We start from the raw sequence: 22,178 nt of genomic DNA on the forward strand, positions 1-22,178 counted from the left end.
CCCAATGCCCAGTCCCCATTCACCAGTCCCCAGTCCCCAGTCCCCAGTCCCTATAGCGTGCCAAAACCTTTTTTCTTTTTCTCTTTCTTTTTCTTTTTCGCTGCTGGTGCGCCGCCGGGATAACCGCGCCAACCGGGTGCAGGACGGTTTCCTGCGGCTAGGGGGTTGCCCATACCACCGCCAAACATTCCTGGCATTCCGGGGAAATTTCCTTGTCCCATTTGCTGCATGAGCGATCGCATTTTTTGGAAATCTGCTACCAACTTACTCACGTCTGATTCTTTATAACCTGAACCAGAAGCAATGCGTCGCCGCCGACTGGGAGAACTGGCCAATAGTTCTGGATCTTTTCTTTCCTGCTTAGTCATGGAATTAATCATGGCTTCACAGCGTTTTAGCTGGGTTTCCCCTTGCTTCAACTGGTCATCAGAAAGTTTACCCATACCGGGAATCAACTTCATGATGCCACCTAATGAACCCATATTTTTCATTAGGCGTAGCTGTTTTAAGAAGTCTGTAAAATCAAACTTCGCTGACAGCATTTTCTCCTGCATTTTCTCAGCGTCGGCGATGTCGATTTCTTCCTGGGCTTTTTCAACCAAGGTAAGAACATCACCCATGCCCAAAATACGGGAGGCCATGCGGTCTGGATAAAAAGGTTGCAGCGCCTCGACTTTTTCACCCACACCGACAAACTTAATCGGCGCACCGGAAATTTGCCGCACTGACAAAGCCGCACCACCACGGCTATCACCATCCATTTTGGTGAGAATAGCCCCAGTTATACCGATTTGTTGATGGAAAGTACGGGTCAGATTTGCTGCTTCTTGCCCTGTCATTGCATCCACGACTAACAGAGTTTCATCTGGTTCAATATTTGACTTGATGCGGGCTAATTCCGCCATCATGTCTTGGTCAATTTGTAAGCGTCCAGCGGTATCAACAATTACTGTGTTAATACCTTCTGATCTGGCACGTTCTACCCCTTGACGGGCTATTTCTACAGGATCGGCATCACTGCCCATCTCAAATACGGGTACGTTAATTTGCTTACCCAGTGTAATTAACTGATCAATAGCTGCGGGACGATATACGTCTGTGGCGACTAACAAACAACTACGATCTAATTTTCTTAAATGTAGAGCTAATTTAGCAGTAGCGGTGGTTTTACCAGTACCTTGTAAACCTGCCATCAAGACAACGGTAGTTTTATCCTTAACTTCTGCTAGGGGAACATTTTCCTCCCCCATCACCTGTACCAGTTCATCATAAACAATTTTGATAAACTGCTGGTCAGGACGTACACCAGCTATGACCTCAGATCCCTGGGCTTTGGTTTCGACTTCAGCTATAAAATCTTTAACTACCTGGAGGTTAACATCTGCTTCCAACAAAGCCCGACGCACTTCGCGCAATGCGTCTTGAATGTTGGATTGAGAGATTTTATCTTGTCCCCGCAGTTTTTTCCAGGCGGCTTCTAAACGGTCAGATAGTGCATCAAACATAATGTAATTACAATGTACGTGAGTCAGTGAGAAAGTTTAAACCAAGTTTAAACCGCTGGTTTTGCGCTCCAGTCCAGGCAGAATTTTAGGTAAAGTTTTAACCTGTTATAATACCAGCTTAGTAGGTTTTATCCCAAGTGTGGCAACTGGATTATTGAACGTGCCTCTTTCCTTTGTGTCCTTTGCGTACTTTGCGGTTCGTTCTTCCAGGATGAATGTGTTGGTTTGAATCATCAACAAAGTAAAATAGGCGTTAAAATCGATCCAGCCTTTGTATTTTCGTGGTTTTGTTGGAAATAAATCAGAGTGCGGTTCACTGCATAAATCCTCACTGTCAACGTCCTTATCCCCAACCTTGGGGCAACAAATTTTGTAACAGCTGTGGCAGTCCGTTAAAGTTAGTAGACCGCTATTACCCACTGAAACCTTTAGGTTCAGGGGGTTTTGCCCAAATTTATACGGTTTGGGATGTCAAAACTCAAACCGAAAAGGTACTGAAAGTCTTGGTGGAAAATTCTCCCAAGGCTTTGGAGTTATTTATCCTAGAAGCGGAAGTTTTAAGTAATTTCCGCAATTCTGGTGTGCCTCAAGTTGACGCTGATGGGTATTTTCAAATCAGTGTGACTCATCCTAAACCACAGCAGTTAGCTTGTCTGGTGATGGAAAAGATTGATGGTTATACTTTGGAGGAAGTGCGTAAAAATTTTCCTCAAGGATGTCCAGAGGATTTGGTGTTAAATTTGCTTTCCCAAGCTGTAAAAATTTTACAGGAATTACATCACCGGAAAATTATTCATCGGGATATTAAACCTTCTAATTTAATGTTGCGTAGTCCTGCACCTAATGCACTTTTACAAGCAGAACAATTGGTGTTAATTGATTTTGGTGGGGCTAAACAATTTAGTGGGGGAATATTGCGATCACCTTCTCCTTCTACTCGTTTATTTTCTTCTGGTTACAGTCCACCAGAACAAATTACAGGAGGTAATGTTGGTCCTGCGGCTGATTTTTATGCTTTGGGACGAACAATGATTGAATTACTTACAGGTAAATATCCACAAGAATTGGAAGATCCGATTACTGGGGAATTAAACTGGCGTAAGTGGTGTAATGTTAATATTCAACTAGCAGATTTATTAGATGAAATGATACAGGCGGATGTGCGATCGCGTCCAGCCCATGCAGCTATTATTCAAAAACGTTTATTAGCAATTAATTCTGTAAAATCCAAAAAATTACAAAAATCACAACTAGGCTTTTTTACCCAAATTAAAAATACTATCGTCCAAACTATCACAGAAATTACCCAAGCTGTAGGTAATACAACTTTATTTACAGTGCAAGCAATTTTCAACTTTTTGAAAGCTTGTTTAGCGACAATTTGGGCAATAATTTTAAGTTTTATTGGTGCGAGTGTGGGAACTATTGGTGGTTTTTTACTGGCTTATCAAACTAAATCAGGTGCTTTTGTGGCAGAATTTATATCACGCCAATCATCCCAATTCATCCCCAATTTTACACCTACTAATCCCAAGGAAATTATCATTTATGCTGTTGCTGGTTTAGGTACTGCTTGGGGAATTACTTTATCTGGAAGTTTTGGACAAAAACGACGTTTTTTAGTATCAGCCATGATGGCTTTAATAGGCTATAGTTCAGGTTGGATAACTTGGCAATTTATTAAACCACAGAATAACCCTGAAGGATTAATTGCCTGGATGTTAATCTCAATTTCTTTACTCACTTTGGGTTTAGGTCTGCGTACCCATTACCTAGCTTACGCTTTTATAGCTGCTTTTGGTAGTGCTAATATTGTCGCAGGTTTAATTCATTTAGGGATAAAAACTTCATTGGTTGATTTTTCCGATCCACCAAATTGGGTAGAGTTATTACAGCATATAGCTTTTTTTGGTTTTATTGGTGTTTTAATTAGTCTTTGTTTAGGTTTAAGTTATTACATTATTGTTCCTTGTTTGCGTTGGTTAGGATGGAGATAATTGATAATTGATAATTGGTGATTGGTGATTGGTGATTGGTGATTGGTGATTGGTGATTGGTGATTGGTGATTGGTGATTGGTAAAATGTTTTATAAATTAATTAGGACTTACGCATTGACAGGAACAACCAAATATGAGGTATGGCTTTCGGGCATTTTAACATGATTTTTTGATTATTTTTGAGCGATAGCGAAGCGCTGCTGCAAGCAGTTCGCCGATAGCGTAGCGTGGCGTTAGCCATAAACTTTTCAAACATCCTCTTAGTTAGGGCTTGCTGAATAAACCCAAAATACTCGTAAATCAAAGGTTTGAGGCTGATCAGGAGGAAAGAAAGTGCAAGATTTTTGAAGGGTATACCTTAAAAACTGTGCATTTTGGGTCTGATAAATTAGAAAATCTGGGGATAACAGATAGCTAAAACTATTCCCTATTCCCTATTCCCTATTCCCTGCCTCAACGAAGGGACTTTTTCAGCAAACCCTAGTTAGGTACAAATGGAAATCATAAAACCCTTGTGGAACAGGCATCTTGCCTGTTAGCTTTGTAGATCATAACTTAGGAAAGGGCTGTAACTATACGTTTTTATATATTTAAATGTGATTAAGTAATATAAATATTAACTCAAGCCCCTTAAAACAAGATCCCCCTAGCGGCTTTTTTGTCCAAACTAGGGGGATCACATATTGCGTAGACTATAAATCTTTCGGTATAGGCAATTAAGTCAAATATATCCAATATATTTCATTTTGCCTACCCCTAGAACGATGATTTAACAAAATTTTATATTATTTTTACAATTACCTAAGCCTTGAGAAGTAGTTGCTAATTTTGTATATGCTGATACAAAAGGCTGGGACTTTATCAGGCATATCAGCACAAAAAGGACAAGCGATCGCAGTCAAATATTCACATCTGTGGTACAAAAATATTATCAATTTTTGTCTGCATCTGTGATGCAAAATGTGAAAGTGTGTGATATACTAGTTGTGAGTTCAAAAAGCGTAGATCCTTGAAAAGCGGTGAAAGTCCTGATCTGAGAGTGCGGAGAGTTAGAATTAACCTAACCATAGTTCCTGTGTGCCAGGAAATCCTATAAATTAGACGAAATAAAACATTTTCAAGAGTAGCTAATCAAATCAGAACTGAAAAAAGGTAAAAGTAGTTCGGAACTCTATCTGATGATAGAAACCGAATATTGTGGCTTGTAGTTAGCCATCTAAGGTGTAGAACCTTAGCAAGCTAGAAATATTTGACTATATTTTTAGTAACTATGTTATACTTACAAAAGTATATGTAAGGGCGCGTGGCTCAGTGGATAGAGCAACAGATTCCGGTTCTGTGGGTCGGGGGTTCAAATCCCTCCGCGCTCGTTTTGTAGTTTACCAGATTATTTGTCCGCGTTGACAAATTGCTTGTCGCCCCCTCAAGTCATTGCCATACTATAAGTATGGCAAAACTTTTCTTGCGTTGCACACAGTATGGACAATGCACCGTATCAACCCACAATTCATCCCTCTATTATGCAACGCCATTGTTTCTAGCGGGAGCATCATAAAAACCCTTACTTTTAGGGTTTTCAGCTATTTAATTCAAATGCCAGGAACCAGACTTGAACTGGTGACACGAGGATTTTCAGTCCTCTGCTCTACCGACTGAGCTATCCCGGCGCGGGTTTTTTTATGTTCGCCACGATTACTAAATGTAGCAGAGGAAAAAGGATTAGTCAAGGGGTTTCTCAAAAAAAATTTTATTTATTTTTGATAGCAACCGCCAAGATGAGAAAACCGATATATAAAAAGACTTTCACCCCCATCACTTGTCAGCTGTTCCCTATTACCTGCTTCCCGAACTTCACCCCAGCAAAAACAAAGACGAACACCAGGAACTGCACTAGAACGATACTCGGACCAGAGGCCAGGTTAAACACTCCAGAAACCATCATTCCAGCGATGCTACTACAAGAACCAACTATCACCGATAGAATGAGAAAGCGGCTAAAATGGTGACTGATAAGTTTGGCTGTAGCAGCGGGAATGACTAAAAAAGCATTTACTAATAAAACCCCAACAGCTTTAATTGCCACCGCCACGGCTAAAGATAGTAAAATAACAAACCCATAGCGATATAATTGAACAGGAACGCCCTGGACTTGGGCAACATCAGGGTTAAGGGTTAACAAAATTTGCGATCGCAAAGTTGACAATAAAAAAATGCTGCTACCCAACAGCACCAGCAACGTCAAAATTAAATCCGTCCTATCAATAGCCAGAATATCGCCAAATAATACCGCCATCAAATTACCACGATATCCCTCAATCATGCTGCTGAGGATCACACCAATAGCTAATGACCCGGATAGGACTATACTCAGAACACTATCACTAGCTAAATCTGTTTTGTCAATTAAATAGAGGACAACTACACCAAAAATTAAAGTAAATGGCAACAACATCCAATGAGGATTTGTATTTAGTAACACTCCTAATGCTATCCCTACTAAGGCTGCATGACCAACAGCATGACTAAAAAAAGATAACTGGCGCAAAGTCACAAAGCTACCCAGTAAACCGCCCAGTATCCCCATTAATACAGCACCGATAATGGCACGTTGCATGAAGGGGAATTGTAATAAGTTTACCAATTGAGAAAAGTTATTAACACCAAACAAAAACCAGTTGCTTTGAACATAAATCAATAAATTCATATCTTTGATTTTACAATGATTTTAATCTATCCTAGAGATAAGGTGATTGGTGACTGGTGATTGGTGACTGGTGATTGGTGATTGGTGATTGGTGACTGGGGAAAATAAAGTTCAATGTTAAAACTTCTATTCCCAATTCCCAATTCCCAATTCCCAATTCCCAATTCCCAATTCCCTATTATTTAATGATGGTGTTGATAACGACTAAAACCAGGACCATAAGTTGCTAAGAGATTTTGTGGTGAAAGGGCAATTTCTGGATGTCCAGAACACACTAAAGTTTGATTGAGACAGATGACGCGATCGCAATGACGATTTACCATATCAATATCATGGGAAACCTGCAAAACTGTCCAATTTTCCTCCTGTTTTAACTCATTTAGCAAGGCATAAAAATCAGCCGCACCTCGCATATCTACCCCAGCAAAAGCTTCATCCAATACTAGGAATTTTCGCGGAATTACCAAACAATAAGCTAACAATACCCTTTTTAGTTGACCACCACTAAGAGTACCAATAGCTTGATTTTTTAAATGATAAGCATCTGTACGTTGTAAAGCTGCTTTGACTGCGGCTGATTTTTCTTGTTTGTTTTGCCAAAACTTGGATAAAAATAGATGTTTATTTTGACCTTTTACCTTTTCCCTGTCACCTATTCCCAGTTCTACTAACTCACTTACAGAAATAGGAAAACTGCGATCAAAAATAAAGTTTTGAGGCATATATGCCAATTCTTTACGCAAATTTCCTAACCGAGAAATGGGGCGACCAAAAATTTCAATTGTTCCAGAACTACGAGGAATTAAATCTAAAATAGCTTTAACCAAGGTACTTTTACCAGCGCCATTTGGTCCTACTATTGCTGTATCTGTTCCGGGAAATAATGCAAAGGAAACATCCCGTATAGCTAAATAGCTTCCTTGATAGACGGTTAAACCTTCTACTTTTAATATTGGCAATAATGTTTTTGATTCTTGTTCGTCAGTCATTCGATTTTAGATTTTGGATTTTGAATTATCAATTATCAATTATCAATTATCAATTATCAATTATTGACATCCTGCTGCTAAACTCTGCAAATTATTTCTCATTGCTTGGAAATAATATTGTGGGTTGGTTTCCCCAGTTTCTAAAGAACTAAGAGGATACAAAGTTAATTTCAAATCTTGAGAAAGGCTATTCAGTAATTTATTGTCTACTCCTGGTTCACTAAATAAAGCTTTTACTTGGTACTTTTTCACTGCATTGACGGCTTTTTTTACGTCTGCTGGTGAAAGTTGATCTTCGGGAATTTTCACCACTGCAACTTGCTTGAGGTTGTATCTTTGGGCTAGATAAGGAAAGGCATCATGAAAGGTGATAAAAGTACAGTTGGGTGTTTTGCTTAAAGTCTGCTGAAATTCATTATTTAATTTTTCTAATTCTTGAATATAAGTGGCAGCATTAGTTTGATAAACTTCTTTATTGGCTGGATCAGCTTTAATTAAACCATCTCTAATATTGATCACTTGCTGTTTGGCAAAAACTGGATCTAACCAAACATGAGGGTTTCCCTCTGCGTGTTCATGTTTGTGATCATGATCGTGATTGTGACCTTTTACTTCCTCTATTGGTGATATATCATCTACTACTTTAATACCTTTACTGGCATCAATTTCTATTAATTTGGAATTTTCTGCATTTTTGATGGTATTGCTAAGAAATTCTTCCATACCTAAGCCATTTTTTACTAAAATTCTGGCTGTGGCGATCGCCTTCACATCATCCGGTGTAGCCTGATATTCATGCACATCTGTACCTGGTGGAATTAAAATCTCTACATCTGCTACATCTCCAACTACAGCTTTTGTAAACAAATACACGGGTAAAAACGTAGTTACTACTTTAGTTTTTTCTGAGTTTTGTACCTTTTCTACTGGTGACGGTGATGACTGAACCGCATTTTGCGCTGTGTTGTTTTGTGTTTGCTGACAACCAGAGGCAATTAAACAGCAAAATAAAGTAAATATTAGCCCAATAGGCTTTTTATAGACTTTTATCTCTTGTTTTGTAAGATTAACTGTCATTTGCTTTTCCTCTCTTTAGCAGAATTTTTGATTTTAGGTCAATTTTTCATTGAAAATTATACTCATTATACATTAATATAAGAACCATTATCATTTTCACATAATACTGACAACAAAATTATGCACTATTTACAAGATGCTTTGATTTAAGTAATGTAGATTACATTTTTTTCTGGGAGACCGCTTTAAGATTAGTTTTTTTAAGTGCTGAGGGATTTTTGGCTACATGGTTGTAAAAATGACCTTAATTAGCTTTGTCAAAAAACGTAGCAAATAAACTTCTCGGTACAGTTGTGAAATAACAATGGGTGTGTGGAAAAATGGCTAAAAAGTGGAATCATCTTACCAGTCCAGCTATTTGCAGCATTATACTATGTGCAAATACATCTGTTTTCGCAAATGAACCAGCAGGGAAAACAGAAACTAATTATTCTCAGCAAGAGTTAATATCACAAGTTACTTCAGTATCTCAGTTGTCAGATGTACAACCGGGAGACTGGGCATTTCAATCGTTACAGTCTTTAGTAGAACGTTATGGTTGTATTGCTGGGTATCCTAATGGTACTTATCGGGGAAATCGCGCATTAACCAGGTATGAATTTGCAGCAGGTTTGAATGCTTGTTTGGATCGGGTGAATGAATTAATTGCTACTGCAACTGCTGATGGAGTCACAAAACAGGACTTAGCAACTATCCAAAAACTGCAAGAAGAATTTTCTGCCGAACTAGCAACCTTACGGGGGCGTGTGGATGCTTTGGAAGCAAAGACTTCTGAGTTAGAAGCAAATCAGTTTTCGACCACTACTAAACTGCAAGGTCAAGTTGTAGCCGTTGTTAGTGATGTTTTATCAGGTGATCAAGTTAACGGAACACCTATTGCAGATAAAAATACTACCCTTGGGGCGCGGACAAGAATTGAATTTGTCAGCAGTTTTACGGGTAAAGATACACTGTTTACCAGAATTGAGAGTAATAATATTGCCACTGCTAACTTGCTAACAGGGGAAGGAAAGTTGGCTTTTGCAGGTAGTGGTACTACCACTTCTGTACTGGGAACACTATCGTATAGATTCCCTCTAAGTGAGAAAACCCAAGCAATAGCGATCGCCTCCGGTGGTGCAATAGATGACATTACCAGTACAGTGAACATTTTTGACGGTGATGGTGCTTTTGGTGCTTTATCTACCTTTGGTACACGCAACCCAATTTATGGACAAATGGGGGGCGCTGGTTTGGGAGTAACACACCAGTTTAGTAATAGAGTGGGAGTCAGTTTAGGGTATTTAGCAGGTTCAGCTAATAACCCTGCCAGTAGAAGTGGCTTGTTTGATGGTCCTTATGGTGCTTTGGCACAGTTGACAGTTAAACCCAGCGATCGCATTACCCTTGGTTTAACTTACATCAATTCCTATAACACACCACTAGCTACAGGTAGCAATAACGCCACATCTAACTTTTTTACAGGCAATTCATTTTCCAGTAATTCCTACGGTGTGCAAGCATCCATAGGCATTAGTGATAAATTCGTGTTAGGTGGTTGGGGTGGATATACAAACAGTAATGTGTTAACAGGTGCAAGAGGAGATGTTGACATTTGGAACTATGCTGTCACCCTTGGTTTCCGAGACTTGGGTAAAAAAGGTAACTTAGCTGGTATTATCGTCGGCATGGAGCCAAAAGTTACCAGTACAAGTACCAACTTAGCAGCATTCAAAGACCAAAATACCTCATATCACATTGAGGCATTTTATCAATATAAACTCAACGACAATATCACTATTACCCCTGGCGTTATTTGGTTAACCGCACCAGACCATAACACTAATAATAATGATGTAGTCATTGGGGCGTTGAGAACTACCTTTAGTTTCTAGGAACAGGAAATAGCGAATAGCGAATAGCGAATAGCGAATAGGGGCAACCACGGGGGGGTTGCCCCTACTTTGTTAAATAGGGTTTGCTGAATAAACCTAAAACCTTGATATATCAAAGGTTAGAGGCTGATAAACACAGAAATTAGTGCAAGGGTTTTGAAGGGTATACCGGAAAAAGTGTGCATTTTTTGGGATTTCAAGAGATGGCAAAGAAATTTTCAAATCTCCTCCTGACTCCTATGCCCTCACGGAAAGACTTTCTCAGCAACCCCTAAATAAAAAACCAGCCTTCCCACGGGCTGGTCAAAAAAATTTTAAAACGTTGTTCGTGTTGTCTTCTCAGTAGAGTCAAAACCAAATTGCGCGTTCCCAAAATGTAACGGGCAACTTTTCTTAACAAGATTGTAACAGGCAGTACAGATTTTTCTATGAAATTCTCAAAAAATATCTTCCCTCAGTTAAGGAAGTCTTTATATTTACAGGCAGATGAGGAAGATCCGTCAAGGTCTAAAAGTCAGGAAGTTATGACAGGAGTTCAGGAGTCAAAAGGTAAATAGGGGTTGCTGAGAAAGTCTTTCCGTGAGGGCATAGGAGTCAGGAGTCAGGAGTCAGGAGTCAGGAGTCAGGAGTCAGGAGGAGATTGGAAAATTTCTTTGCCATCTCTTGAAATCCGAAAAAATGCACACTTTTTCTGGTATACCCTTCAAAACCCTTGCACTAATTTCTGTGTTTATCAGCCTCTAACCTTTGATATATCAAGGTTTTAGGTTTATTCAGCAAACCCTAAATATTTCTCCCCAGTCACCAGTCCCCAGTCACCAGTCACCAGTCCCCAGTCACCAGTCACCAGTCACCAGTCCCCAGTCACCAGTCACCAGTCCCCAGTCACCAGTCACCAGTCACCAGTCACCAGTCACCAGTCACCAGTCACCAGTCACCAGTCCCCAGTTACCAGTCACCAATCACCAATTACCTGTGGCAATATTGTAATGAAGTAATATTACACTCAACTTAGCAACCGAGATGATAGGAAACACACTTGTAGGAAGATACCAGATTATCCGCCATCTGGGAGGAGGGGGATTTGGAGAAACTTATGTTGCTTCTGATACTCACTTACCTGGTTCTCCTCAGTGTGTTGTCAAAAAACTCAAGCCTCAATCTAGTAACGCTGCAACTTTAGAAATAGCCAGACGTTTATTTGATACTGAAGCGCAGGTTTTGTACAAGTTAGGTACTCATGATCACATTCCCCAACTTTTAGCATACTTTGAGGAAAATGCCGAATTTTACCTTGTTCAAGAATTTATTCCTAGTCATGATCTCTCCCAAGAGTTATTACCAGGAAAAACCCTCACTCAAGATCAGGTAATTTCTCTATTACAAGAAATTTTGGAAATTTTAGACTTTGTACATCAACAAAAGGTAATTCACCGTGATGTTAATCCCCGCAATATCCTCAGACGTGATCAAGATAGTAAACTAATTTTAATTGATTTTGGGGCAGTTAAAGAAATTACCACCCAAGTCATTATACCTTCTGGTCAAACTCCCGCTACTGTTGCTATTGGCACACCTGGTTATATGCCTGGAGAACAAGCCCAAGGTACACCAAAATTCAGCAGTGATATCTATGCTTTGGGAATTATTGCTATTCAAGCAATGACTGGTTTATTACCTCAGCAATTAGAAAGAGATGCAGATACTAATGAAATTATTTGGCGGAATCATACCACTGTCACCCCAGAATTTGCCGAATTTATAGATAAAATGATTTGTTATGATTTTCGTCAACGTTATGCTTCAGCCACAGTAGCATTACAAGCACTGCAAGAATTAGTTAAACCTCTCTCTGGAACAATAGTTTTTAGTCCTCCTGCACCAGTTAATCATATCAAACCTCAACCATCTAAAAAATTTCTATTGTTCAAATTAGTATCAGGAATATTTTTATTAAGTTTAGGGGGAATTGCATCAATATATATCTTTAATAAAATCAATACTCATAACGCAGTTGATTTATATAACCAAGGGAATACACTTTTACAACTCCAAAGATATGAAGATGCACTGGCAAATTATGAAAAAGCAGTAAATATCAAACCTGATTATTTTCCAGGATGGTATGGTCAAGGTAAAGCATTATTTGAATTGAAAAAATATCAACAAGCAATCACAGCTTATGATAAAGCAATTCAAATTCAACCTGATTATTTAGAAGCTTGGATTGGTAGAGGTTTTGCCTTATCAAGTTTACAGCGATATACAGAAGCAATTTCTGCTTTTGATAAAGCCTTACAAATGAAAGATGATTATCCAGCAGTGTGGAATGCTAAAGGTGATGCTTTCAGAAATTTAAAACAATATGATAATGCTATTAAGTCTTATGATCAAGCAATTGAATTGCAATCCGATAATTATGAATCTTGGTATAAAAAAGGTTTGTCTTTACAAAATATCAAACAATATAATGATGCAATTACAGCTTATACACAAGCAGTAGAACTAAAACCAGACTATACAGCAGCTTTATATAATTTGGGTAATTCCCTAGTAAATTTAAACCGCTATGAAGATGCTTTAAAAGCCTATAGTCAAGTCGTCCAATATCAACCCAGTCATTACCAATCTTGGTTTTCTAGAGGTAATATTTTAGTGACATTAAGAAGATATGCTGAAGCAATTGACTCATTTAAGGAAGTGATTAAATATCATCCTAGTAATTATCAAGCTTGGTATACTTTGGGATGGTCACTACATCAAAGTCAACGTTATACAGAAGCGATCGATGCTTATAAAAAAGCAATTTCTTTGAAAGCAAATGATTATCAAGCATGGTATAATTTAGGAAATTCACAATATAAGTTACAGAGATATGAAGATGCTTTTGCATCCTATAATAAAGCAGTTACTTACAAAAAAAACCACTATGAAAGTTGGTACAGCATGGGCAATGCGTTATTCAATTTACAACGATATCAAGAAGCGATAAAATCCTATGATCAAGCTATTAAATATAAGCCCGATTACCAACAAGCAATAGAAGCCCGCAAACAGGCAGAAAATCAAATCCAACCCGACAAATCTCTCCCAATTGTTGTACCTATTTTGCCCATGTCTAATTAATGAAAACCCCTCGACACCTGAAAATTAAATAGTGTAGATTGATTAAACTAGTAAACTAATTCATGTCAGATATTCACTTCTCGCGGGTAATCTGGTAAATATAAAGATGTCGTTTTAATATCTGATTCAATCTGATTCCATCTATAGATTTGATTCATAAAAGAAACTTTTTTACTACTGACTACTTCTTGCAGTTTCTCTCTAATCTGTTGCTTTTCCTTATACTCCTGGATTTTGATTTGAGATTGAGGATATACATCAGTATCTTCAGGAATTTTTTCCAGGAATTTGATTGCACCAGCAAAGTCTTTCCTTAAAGCTTTATGATAAGCTGAATGTAAAAAATATTCGGCTCTAATTTGCCTTTTCTGATTGTATTCAGCTAATTTTTGTTGCACTATAGCACCAGCAGAACTTTCTGGAGGAATTTGGCGCAGATATTCTAAAGCAGCCGAAAAATCTCTCTTTTCTGCGCTGGCGTAAGCTTTATTTAATAAAGTTTGTGTTTTTGCTTCTAGGTTAGTTTCTGTTTTTTCAATTAGTTGTTCTCGTTTAGAACGCCAATAGGAAGTGTAGGGAATTTGCGTCACAGCGTCCATGGCATCTAACAAATTACCTTCATCTAATGCTTGTTCAGCTACTAAATAATTTTTAGTATCATTGTGCCATTGCTTTTGCCATTCTGCAATTGTCTCTTGAGCTTCTGGATAGACGTTGCTATAGGAGGGAATTGTTTTGGCTAAACTAATTGCTTTTTCTAAATTACCGGTTTGATATTCTGTAATTGCTTCAGATAAAGTTGCTGTTTCTGAATTAGCTTGAGAACTAGTAGCTAAAGCATAAACTCCCAAACCAACTACCAAAGAATTAATGGTGATTCCCCATTTCATTCCTGCTAATAATGGATCTAATTTTTTATTTTTATCTGCAACAGCTTTTTTGGTAGTAATGGGAAACTTTGAAGTCGCAATTGCAGATGCCCGATGCTTCCATGTTATGTGTTTAAATACCCATAGTGCTTCGCTGGCAGATTGAAATCTTTCCTGATAATTATAGCGAATCATTTGGCTGATAAAAACAGCCAGATATTCGTCAATGATCGTATCTTCACAAGTCCAAGGAATTTCATTATTAGCAGGATCAATTTTTAATTGCAGTGGTGTTAATCCTGTTAAACCTTGGAGTACAATCATTCCCAAAGCATAAATGTCACTATTGGGTTGTGTTTGTCCTAAAAATTGTTCTGGTGGGATGTAACCCAATGAAGTCACGGGAATCTGGGAAATAGGTAATTCGGCATCCGTGCTAAAATCAATGGGTTGAATTGAACCAAAATCTATTAGCACTAATTTATCATCACTAGAACGTCTGATTAAATTTTCTGGTTTGATATCACAGTGAATAAAACCTTGAGAATGGACAAATTCGAGGATATTTAATGCATCTTCGAGAAATGTCATCGCTTGGGTGGTACTCCACTTCTGTCCCTTGTTTTTATTTATCTTTAATTCTACGGATAAGGGTTGTCCGTAAATATATTCCTGTACTAAATAAAACTGTTCATTTTCTTCAAAGCAGGTGATCAGTTTAGGAATTTGGTCATGTTCTCCTAAATGCTTCAGGGTTTCGGTTTCGGTGAGAAAACTTAGTCTGAGGTAGTCAAAGTAGGAATTAGATTGATAGTGGTTGACTTTTAGCTGTTTAACAACGTATCTGGGTCTTTCTGGGTAATCAACATCTTTGGTATCTTCGGCAATATAAGTTTGCCCAAATACACCTGCACTAAGGCTTTGAATAATTTGGTAGCGACCTTGCAATAATTTTCTGGTGATTTGTTCAGTCATAAGTTCCTTACTGAGAAATCTATTAGATCAGTTGTTACTCACCTCTTCTCAAATTTCTTCCTCTCTCCGGAATAGGGAGAAATGATTTTTTGTAGCTTTCAATAAGGGGGACTTTCAATAAAGACTGCTCTTGAATCTCTATAAATGCCGATATATAGCCAAAAATAACCCAATATCAACTTTTTACAGGGTTTTTCTATCTCACGATTCATCAAAATATCTGTCAAATAAAATACATACAAATCCCGATGTTTTATTAACACCTGGAATAAGTCATATTACTTGCATATATGTCTATTTATTTACTTCTTTGACATTTTTAAGCAGTCTGATGGGTTTTAGGTCTTAGGATCAGGATGGGAGAAATTGAAATCGGTTTGGTGCAGAAATCAAAAAGTGGTAATTTACTTGAGCGATCGCTATTGATATGTGGACGCAGGACTTTTTCAGCATCCCCTAATTAGATACATCACCATTTCCATCAATTTTGCAATTGAGTCTTGATTTATGAGTCTTGATTTCTTAGCTATTAGTTGCCGATTATTTTCTCCCTTACTTCTCCATCTTGCCATCTGCCCCAGGTTCTAGCTTTTATTCACCATCTGTCAAAGGTTTTACGACTTTAGCGATCGCCTCTTGGATAAATACTTTTATAAATTCGTCTCGGCGATTCATCTGAAATTGCTGCTGTACTACTTCCGTCATTCCCCCATCACCCCAATCTTGATCATGGCGAAAATACTCAATAAAGCTTTTCCCGGCAATGCGCGTTAAATAAGCTGCTGTTACTCCTTGAATAGCGCGACCAATGATAAAAGTAGCAACATGAAGTTGCAAAGCCGTTGATAGTAATTCAATAGCTCCTTTAACAATACCTAAACCAGCAATGGTTTTTCCTAAAGATAAGGCTAATTCTCGCCCCCGTTCCATATTCAAATCACAACCGTAAACCCTGCCAATTTCTACCACCATTTGGGCGTTAACTGCGGCGGTAGCTAGTAAGTCTACCACTGGTAAAGGAGTTACAGAAACCACACCAGCGCCGATCCATTGATAGCGGTCTACAATTTTATCAGCTTGACGGCGACGTTGAGAATCAATTAATTTTCGCGCTTCTTCTCCTAAGCGGAGAGATTGTAAGAGAATATTATCTGCAACTAAATCTTCACCTTCAGCCCGTAGTACAGAAGCCATACGTCGCAATAAGGAGACTATATCTGGTTCTGGTTGGAAAATTTCTCCGGTTTCTAATTGTGCGGGTTGGGGGTTAGCAGCGATCGCCACCACATCATTACTAGCAATATAATCTTTTACCCGTTGACGCAACTTAGTTAAAATGGCTTCTTGATCTTCATCTGTATATAAATCAGTTTTATTGAGAACCAAGAGCGATCGCTTACCAATTTCTGCTAAACCCTTCAACGGCTCATATTCAGAACGCCGTAAATCATTATCTACCACAAATAATAATAAATCTGCTTCCGTCGCCAAAGCCCTGGCCAGTTGTTCTCGTTCTGTGCCGGCAACTCCCGCTTCTAAAATTCCTGGGGTATCGGTAATTAAAATTTTTCGTTCTAATCCCTTTAAGCGTAAACAATAGGTTTCACCCACCTGGGTTGTACCCATTGGCGCATTTACCTGCCCGACTATCCGCCCCATAATCGCATTTACTAAGGAAGTTTTGCCAGCACTCCCTGTTCCAAACACCACTACTTGAATTTCCCCCCGTGCTAAATTCGCTTCTATTTCCTTAGTGCGACTCAGTAAAGCTTGACGGGTAACTTCATCTTGAATTTGTGCCACCTGTTGACGTACAGCTTGCAGAGTGCTAGAAGCCGCATCAGACTTAGCCGCAGGAATTTGGCTAGGAGTAACACGTCTGCGATTACGTCGTGATTTTTCCTCACCAGACCGCAAAACCAAAACATAATATATAAAGGCTGCAACCAACCCTGCCAAAAGAACAATCAGCAGCAACAGCAGTAGATTACCTAATAGGGGAGAATAGGATAGTTGCCAATAAAGCCGAGTCAGGGAATCAATCAGCCACAGGGCTAACCCCAAAATGATAATCAAACCAACAATGAGCGTCACTAGGCGAGACAGAGGCATGAATCACAAAAATGAGAGGATATTAAGTAGGCAGATGCTTCTGATCTTAATCGTCGTCATCAACTACGTACAGTACAAAAAGACAAATTTTGCTAAACTCAGATGCAGTGCATATCCAATGTTCCCTTAAATTCAGTCAACAGCGAATAGTGCAGAAGATTGGTAATATAATGTTAAGAATCCGCGTTTAGTTGGTTCGCGGAAGTGGGGAGTTAGAGGATTTGAAAAGCATCTAATTTTTTATTTAGAAAGGGATGAGTATATTTAAATTGTTCGATTAATTCATGCTGCACGGGATATTTCACAGATTTTAGCTGAAGAAGAATAGTTATGATTAAGGTAAAAATATACGATCAAATGGTTGCTTGCGATAACGCCGATAAATATTAAAGTCTTTGTCTAGAGTTGCAATAGCAGAGATATTTAATCTTTCCGAAATAGCAATCAGCGATAAATCGGTAAAATCTCCTGGTAGATCCTGATAACTTGTGTTAAGTTCCTGGATTCTTTCATAGTCCGATGGCAGTAAATGTTCACATAAAAATACTTCCAGTGATAAAGCAGATAAAAATTCGTTCTGCACTTTTGTATTTGGGGCAAGTAACCACATCACTTCTGTAACACAGGCAATTGTTGTGATGAGTTGACTGGTACAGGTACTAAAAAAATTAATAACTTTTTGGTGATACTTGTCTTTACGGTCATAGAAGGCAACAAGAATCCCAGTATCAATTAATATTAGGGGATAATTATTATTCATGAGTTCTTGTTTGATGTCTTGCTTGAATTATGTCAGAAATTGCTTTTTTGCGTACATCTCTATCTGACAAATCTCCTGATCCTTCTAGTAAAAATTTGGGATAACCGCCCATTCTTTCTAATACTGTTTTAGGTCGAGCTTGATAGTTGTTAACAGATGTTTCTAAAGATGAGATAAATTTTAAAACAAGTGAAATTTGTTGATCATCAAGGTTAGCAATCGCTTCTAATAGTTTTTGGTGTGGACTGGTGGAGTACATAGAAATTTATTACTGTTGTGATAATTTACAGTTTAGCAAATAAGAAAAGCGATCGCATCTTTTCACATTTTTCAAATAGCGATACCTTCGGTAAGCTATCTCTACGAGACGCTACGCGAACGCTAACGCACTCCCCACATCCCCAAAAAGCGATCAATCTCTCATTCTCACTGTAGCAGAATAGCAGTTTTAGGTATTGGGTTTGAATAACAAAAGTATAGTCATATATCCATATTTTGTTATCTCAACCCAAGCTATTGCTAAACCCGTACAAATTCAACGGATAAACCCCCTCTAAGTATTAACACAAATAAATAAGTCTAAACTCAACAATTCTTAAATATTAACGCCTATACACAATTATAAAATGCTTCCCAAAAATTCAAGAAGATTCTTAATATTTGCAACAATAATGAAGATAACAGCTTGGAGTCATTACCCGTGAACCCTCCTACCACCACCCCAACACAAACCCAAAATCGCAAAGCGGATCATATCCGCATCTGTCTTGAGGAAGATGTCCAATGTCAGCAAGTCACTACTGGACTAGAAAAATATCGTTTTATTCATTGTTGTTTACCGGAATGCGATCGCACTGACATTGATATCAGCACGACTTTTTTAGGAAAACAGCTTCACGCACCAATCTTAATATCTTCCATGACTGGAGGAACAGAACGCGCAGGAATGATTAACCGTCGTTTGGCAGAAGTCGCCCAGCAATATAAACTAGCGATGGGTGTAGGTTCTCAGCGTGTAGTTTTGGAAAAACCCCAAGTTGCTGATACTTTCGCTATTCGTAAATACGCCCCAGATGTGCTTTTATTTGCTAATTTAGGTGCTGTACAACTTAATTATCAATGTGGGATTGATGAATGTTTGCGAATTATTGAGCTTTTAGAAGCTGATGCTTTGATTTTACACATTAACCCGCTACAAGAGTTCATTCAACCCAGAGGTGATACTAATTTCCGGGGATTGTTTGACAAAATTGCCGATTTATGCAGTAAATTACCAGTTCCTGTCATTGCCAAAGAAGTCGGTAATGGTATTTCTGGGAAGATGGCTGAAAAACTTATATCCGTAGGAATACAGGCTATTGATGTCGCAGGGGCTGGTGGTACATCTTGGGCTTTGGTAGAAAGCGAAAGAGCGGAAACATCATTGCAGCGTAGATTAGGTAAGACTTTTGCCGATTGGGGGATACCGACAGCAGAATGTATTACCAGTATTCGCGCACAGTTACCGGAAATACCTTTAATAGCGTCTGGGGGGTTACGTCATGGGTTAGATGTAGCCAAAGCGATCGCTCTTGGTGCAGATATCGCTGGTTTAGCAATGCCTTTCCTGCAAGCAGCAGATGTATCATCAACTGCACTACAAGAATTGACAGAAGTCTTAATTGCCGAAATCACCACCGTGTTATTTTGTACTGGTAACAGAAGTTTGTATCAGTTAAAGCAATCTGACAGCTTGCAGCGTATACAATAAAAAGAGGCAGGAGTCAGGAGGCAGGAGTTATTTTTTTAATTGTTCTGTTCCCTGTTCCCTATTCCCTATTCCCTTTCCTACCAGATATGATGGGTATTCAAAAGGACATATTATAACCAATGAATAACTTTTTTAAACAAACTTGTGCTAGTTTAATTGGTAGCGTACTAGGACTGATTATTTTCTCCGGTGTTGGTAGTCTAGGCTTATTATTTCTGATTATCGCTGCTACTGCTAAAGATACAAGTCCACAAGTTAAAGATAAATCTATGTTGGTGTTTGACTTGTCAATGAAAATCACTGACAGTCAACCGAGTGCTAATGACTTGCTGCAAAAAACCTTAACAGGAGTAGATGAAGAACAAATCACACTCCGCAAAGTGATTGAAACTGTGGAAAAAGCGCAACGTGATCCGCGCATTGTGGGTATTTATATAGATGCTACTAAGTCAGGTACAGCGAGTAGTTTGGGTTATGCTTCCCTCAAAGAAATTCGTCAAGCGTTAGATAAATTCCGTGCATCTGGGAAAAAGATTATCGCATATAGTACAGATTGGAATGAACGGGAATATTATCTGAGTTCAGTAGCTGATAAGATTGTACTCAATCCTGTAGGCATGATGGAAATCAACGGTTTGAGTTCACAACCGATATTCTTAACAGGAGCATTGGAGAAATACGGGATTGGTGTTCAAGTAGTACGGGTAGGGAAATTTAAAGGAGCAGTAGAACCTTTTCTCCTGGATAAACTCAGTCCAGAAAATAGACAACAAACCCAAAAATTATTAGATGATGTGTGGGGAGAGTGGCGAACTTCTGTAGGTAAAAGTCGGAAAATTCAACCAGAAAAATTACAGGCGATCGCCAATAACCAAGCTATTTTAGAATCTACCGCCGCAAAAGCTAACGGTTTAGTCGATCAAATAGCTTACCAAGATGAAGTATTTGCTGATTTGAAAAATTTAACTGCTAGTGATGAAGATGATAAAAACTTCCGACAAATTAACATGACTGATTATGTCGAAGTTCCTGGTAAATCAATGGGAGTAGAACGCAACTCAGAAAATAAAATTGCAGTTGTTTATGCAGAAGGAGAAATAGTCGATGGTAAAGGAGAAGATGGACAAATAGGAGGCGATCGCTTTGCCCAAATCTTCAGAAAAATTCGCCAAGATGAAGATGTAAAATCTGTAGTTTTAAGAATTAACAGTCCTGGTGGTAGCGCCACAGCTTCAGAAATCATACAGCGAGAAATAAAATTAACTCGAGAAGTTAAACCAGTGATTATTTCCATGGGTGATGTAGCTGCTTCTGGTGGTTATTGGATTGCCAGTGATTCTAATCGCATTTTTGCTGAAAAGAATACTATTACAGGTTCTATTGGTGTCTTTGGAATATTGTTCAACGGTGAAAAATTAGCCAATAATAATGGCATCACCTGGGATACAGTAAAAACAGCCCAATTTGCAGATACTCAAACAGCTGCTCGTCCCAAATCACCCCAAGAATTAGCACTGTATCAACGCAGTGTTAACCGTATTTATAATATGTTTATTAATAAAGTTGCCGAAGGTCGAAAACTACCCCAACAAAAGGTAGCAGAAATCGCCCAAGGTCGAGTTTGGTCAGGTGTAGCAGCAAAACAAATCGGTTTAGTTGATGACATTGGTGGTTTAAATGTTGCTATTGAATATGCAGCCAAAGCCGCAAAATTAGGTAACGATTGGGAAGTAGAAGAATATCCAAGAGTGACAACTTTAGAAGAACGTTTTTTTGGCAGAACACTACAAGAAGCCCAAGCAAAATTAGGAATTGAAAAAAATCTGATTCAGCCAAATAACCCACTTTTAGCAGAATTTGAGAAATTTAAACAAGAAGTTGCCATTTTACAGAAAATGAACGACCCCCAAGGCATTTATGCCCGTTTACCTTTTAATTTGAAAATAGATTAATAAGCCTGGGGACTGGGGACTGGGGACACTTCGACAAGCTCAGTGCATCGCTGGGGACTGGGGACTGGGGACTGGGGACTGGGTAATCAATTTTATGTTTCCCAATCAACTATCAACTGTCAACTATCACCAATCATCAATCACTAAAATATAGTGTAGAGTAGTAGGAATTTTACCTCACTACTCTACTTTACACATCCATCTATGGATATAAAAACGAAACGCTTGTTACTGCTTGTTGTTTCCTGTAGTTTATCTGGTGTTATTTTAGGCGGAACTGCTAGTTGGGCAGAAAGTAAAATGTGTATGCGTGCTGATACAATTACCAGTGAATGTATTACCCAAAACCCAGTCGAAAAAACAATTCAAGGTATGAGTACGGGATTATTAGCTGGTGCGGGTGCTGCTTTTGGTGCAGCTTGGAATTTACGTCATCAAGACTAAACCCAGATCCCCGACTTCTTGGAGAAGTCGGGGATCTATAGCG

Annotated in this window: 17 protein-coding genes and 2 tRNA genes; 8 read left to right on the forward strand and 11 right to left on the reverse strand. The window is 38.6% G+C overall.

Annotation, left to right across the window (positions count from 1 at the left end; translation table 11 throughout):
* Positions 1–50 precede the first annotated feature (50 nt).
* Entirely contained in the window at positions 51–1,505 is a 1,455-nt protein-coding gene (ffh, locus tag H5968_RS07455; protein WP_187039426.1) for a signal recognition particle protein, read from the reverse strand.
* A 281-nt stretch (positions 1,506–1,786) separates the two neighbouring features.
* Here ffh and H5968_RS07460 point away from each other — a divergent pair, with 281 nt between their 5' ends.
* Both H5968_RS07460 and H5968_RS07470 read left to right on the forward strand, forming a co-directional pair.
* Entirely contained in the window at positions 1,787–3,502 is a 1,716-nt protein-coding gene (locus H5968_RS07460; protein WP_187039427.1) for a serine/threonine-protein kinase, read from the forward strand.
* A gap of 1,298 nt (positions 3,503–4,800) precedes the next feature.
* Positions 4,801–4,873 (forward strand) — tRNA-Arg (locus H5968_RS07470).
* A 224-nt stretch (positions 4,874–5,097) separates the two neighbouring features.
* On the opposite strand, the gene H5968_RS07475 is transcribed toward H5968_RS07470, so the two are convergent.
* The 5 genes from H5968_RS07475 to H5968_RS07490 form a co-directional block, all read right to left on the reverse strand.
* Positions 5,098–5,170 (reverse strand) — tRNA-Phe (locus H5968_RS07475).
* 152 nt (positions 5,171–5,322) lie between these two features.
* Positions 5,323–6,207 carry a metal ABC transporter permease gene (locus H5968_RS07480; protein ID WP_370569755.1) on the reverse strand — a complete coding sequence of 295 codons (885 nt, stop codon included), beginning with the start codon at positions 6,205–6,207 and terminating at the stop codon, positions 5,323–5,325.
* A 26-nt stretch (positions 6,208–6,233) separates the two neighbouring features.
* Positions 6,234–6,371 carry a hypothetical protein gene (locus H5968_RS25085; RefSeq protein ID WP_222620601.1) on the reverse strand — a complete coding sequence of 46 codons (138 nt, stop codon included), beginning with the start codon at positions 6,369–6,371 and terminating at the stop codon, positions 6,234–6,236.
* A gap of 18 nt (positions 6,372–6,389) precedes the next feature.
* Entirely contained in the window at positions 6,390–7,196 is an 807-nt protein-coding gene (locus tag H5968_RS07485; protein ID WP_187039428.1) for a metal ABC transporter ATP-binding protein, read from the reverse strand.
* Between the two features lie 60 nt (positions 7,197–7,256).
* Complete coding sequence (locus H5968_RS07490) at positions 7,257–8,273, reverse strand: metal ABC transporter substrate-binding protein (protein WP_187039429.1); 1,017 nt, start codon at positions 8,271–8,273, stop codon at positions 7,257–7,259.
* A gap of 320 nt (positions 8,274–8,593) precedes the next feature.
* Between H5968_RS07490 and H5968_RS07495 the strand changes: the two genes are divergently transcribed.
* The 3 genes from H5968_RS07495 (at position 8,594) to H5968_RS07505 (ending at position 13,273) form a co-directional block, all read left to right on the forward strand.
* A complete protein-coding gene (locus H5968_RS07495; protein WP_187039430.1) occupies positions 8,594–10,147 on the forward strand; it encodes an iron uptake porin in 1,554 nt (517 codons plus the stop codon).
* A gap of 747 nt (positions 10,148–10,894) precedes the next feature.
* The gene (locus H5968_RS07500; protein ID WP_187039431.1) at positions 10,895–11,137 is read left to right on the forward strand and encodes a hypothetical protein; all 243 of its coding nucleotides are present in this window, start codon (positions 10,895–10,897) and stop codon (positions 11,135–11,137) included.
* Between the two features lie 33 nt (positions 11,138–11,170).
* Positions 11,171–13,273 (forward strand): serine/threonine-protein kinase, encoded by a 2,103-nt coding sequence (locus H5968_RS07505; protein ID WP_187039432.1) that lies wholly within the window; start codon positions 11,171–11,173, stop codon positions 13,271–13,273.
* A gap of 65 nt (positions 13,274–13,338) precedes the next feature.
* Here H5968_RS07505 and H5968_RS07510 read toward each other — a convergent pair whose 3' ends face one another.
* The 4 genes from H5968_RS07510 to H5968_RS07525 all read right to left on the reverse strand — a co-directional run bounded on the left by H5968_RS07510 (position 13,339) and on the right by H5968_RS07525 (position 18,248).
* On the reverse strand, positions 13,339–15,117 hold the full coding sequence (locus H5968_RS07510; protein WP_187039433.1) for a serine/threonine-protein kinase: 1,779 nt from the start codon (positions 15,115–15,117) through the stop codon (positions 13,339–13,341).
* A gap of 591 nt (positions 15,118–15,708) precedes the next feature.
* Positions 15,709–17,229, reverse strand: a complete 1,521-nt coding sequence (locus H5968_RS07515; protein WP_137668620.1) for a YcjF family protein — start codon at positions 17,227–17,229, stop codon at positions 15,709–15,711.
* A 334-nt stretch (positions 17,230–17,563) separates the two neighbouring features.
* On the reverse strand, positions 17,564–17,989 hold the full coding sequence (locus H5968_RS07520; protein ID WP_096568684.1) for a type II toxin-antitoxin system VapC family toxin: 426 nt from the start codon (positions 17,987–17,989) through the stop codon (positions 17,564–17,566).
* On the reverse strand, positions 17,982–18,248 hold the full coding sequence (locus tag H5968_RS07525) for a hypothetical protein (protein WP_222620602.1): 267 nt from the start codon (positions 18,246–18,248) through the stop codon (positions 17,982–17,984). Before H5968_RS07525 ends, H5968_RS07520 begins: the two co-directional genes overlap by 8 nt.
* A 441-nt stretch (positions 18,249–18,689) precedes the next feature.
* Here H5968_RS07525 and fni point away from each other — a divergent pair, with 441 nt between their 5' ends.
* Both fni and sppA read left to right on the forward strand, forming a co-directional pair.
* Positions 18,690–19,739, forward strand: coding sequence for a type 2 isopentenyl-diphosphate Delta-isomerase (gene fni / locus H5968_RS07530; protein ID WP_187039434.1), 1,050 nt, complete (start codon positions 18,690–18,692; stop codon positions 19,737–19,739).
* A gap of 119 nt (positions 19,740–19,858) precedes the next feature.
* Positions 19,859–21,691: a signal peptide peptidase SppA gene (sppA, locus tag H5968_RS07535; protein ID WP_187039435.1), complete on the forward strand. Its 1,833-nt coding sequence runs from the start codon at positions 19,859–19,861 to the stop codon at positions 21,689–21,691.
* Here sppA and H5968_RS25550 read toward each other — a convergent pair.
* Positions 21,672–21,800: a hypothetical protein gene (locus H5968_RS25550; RefSeq protein WP_255427069.1), complete on the reverse strand. Its 129-nt coding sequence runs from the start codon at positions 21,798–21,800 to the stop codon at positions 21,672–21,674. The genes sppA and H5968_RS25550 overlap by 20 nt on opposite strands.
* Positions 21,801–21,895: 95 nt before the next feature.
* Here H5968_RS25550 and H5968_RS07540 point away from each other — a divergent pair, with 95 nt between their 5' ends.
* Entirely contained in the window at positions 21,896–22,135 is a 240-nt protein-coding gene (locus H5968_RS07540) for a hypothetical protein (protein WP_187039436.1), read from the forward strand.
* Positions 22,136–22,178: the final 43 nt, after the last annotated feature.

Origin of the sequence: Sphaerospermopsis sp. LEGE 00249 (assembly GCF_014299995.1) — a bacterium.
Classification (GTDB): Bacteria; Cyanobacteriota; Cyanobacteriia; order Cyanobacteriales; family Nostocaceae; genus Sphaerospermopsis; species Sphaerospermopsis kisseleviana.

Coding starts and splice junctions, on each gene's coding strand:
- H5968_RS07510 (WP_187039433.1), bottom strand. CDS start 15,117: ATGACTGAACAAATCACCAGAAAATTATTGCAAGGTCGCTACCAAATT.
- H5968_RS07520 (WP_096568684.1), bottom strand. CDS start 17,989: ATGAATAATAATTATCCCCTAATATTAATTGATACTGGGATTCTTGTT.
- H5968_RS07480 (WP_370569755.1), bottom strand. CDS start 6,207: ATGAATTTATTGATTTATGTTCAAAGCAACTGGTTTTTGTTTGGTGTT.
- H5968_RS07495 (WP_187039430.1), top strand. CDS start 8,594: ATGGCTAAAAAGTGGAATCATCTTACCAGTCCAGCTATTTGCAGCATT.
- H5968_RS07485 (WP_187039428.1), bottom strand. CDS start 7,196: ATGACTGACGAACAAGAATCAAAAACATTATTGCCAATATTAAAAGTA.
- H5968_RS07505 (WP_187039432.1), top strand. CDS start 11,171: ATGATAGGAAACACACTTGTAGGAAGATACCAGATTATCCGCCATCTG.
- sppA (WP_187039435.1), top strand. CDS start 19,859: ATGAATAACTTTTTTAAACAAACTTGTGCTAGTTTAATTGGTAGCGTA.
- H5968_RS07490 (WP_187039429.1), bottom strand. CDS start 8,273: ATGACAGTTAATCTTACAAAACAAGAGATAAAAGTCTATAAAAAGCCT.
- H5968_RS07540 (WP_187039436.1), top strand. CDS start 21,896: ATGGATATAAAAACGAAACGCTTGTTACTGCTTGTTGTTTCCTGTAGT.
- H5968_RS07515 (WP_137668620.1), bottom strand. CDS start 17,229: ATGCCTCTGTCTCGCCTAGTGACGCTCATTGTTGGTTTGATTATCATT.
- ffh (WP_187039426.1), bottom strand. CDS start 1,505: ATGTTTGATGCACTATCTGACCGTTTAGAAGCCGCCTGGAAAAAACTG.
- H5968_RS07525 (WP_222620602.1), bottom strand. CDS start 18,248: ATGTACTCCACCAGTCCACACCAAAAACTATTAGAAGCGATTGCTAAC.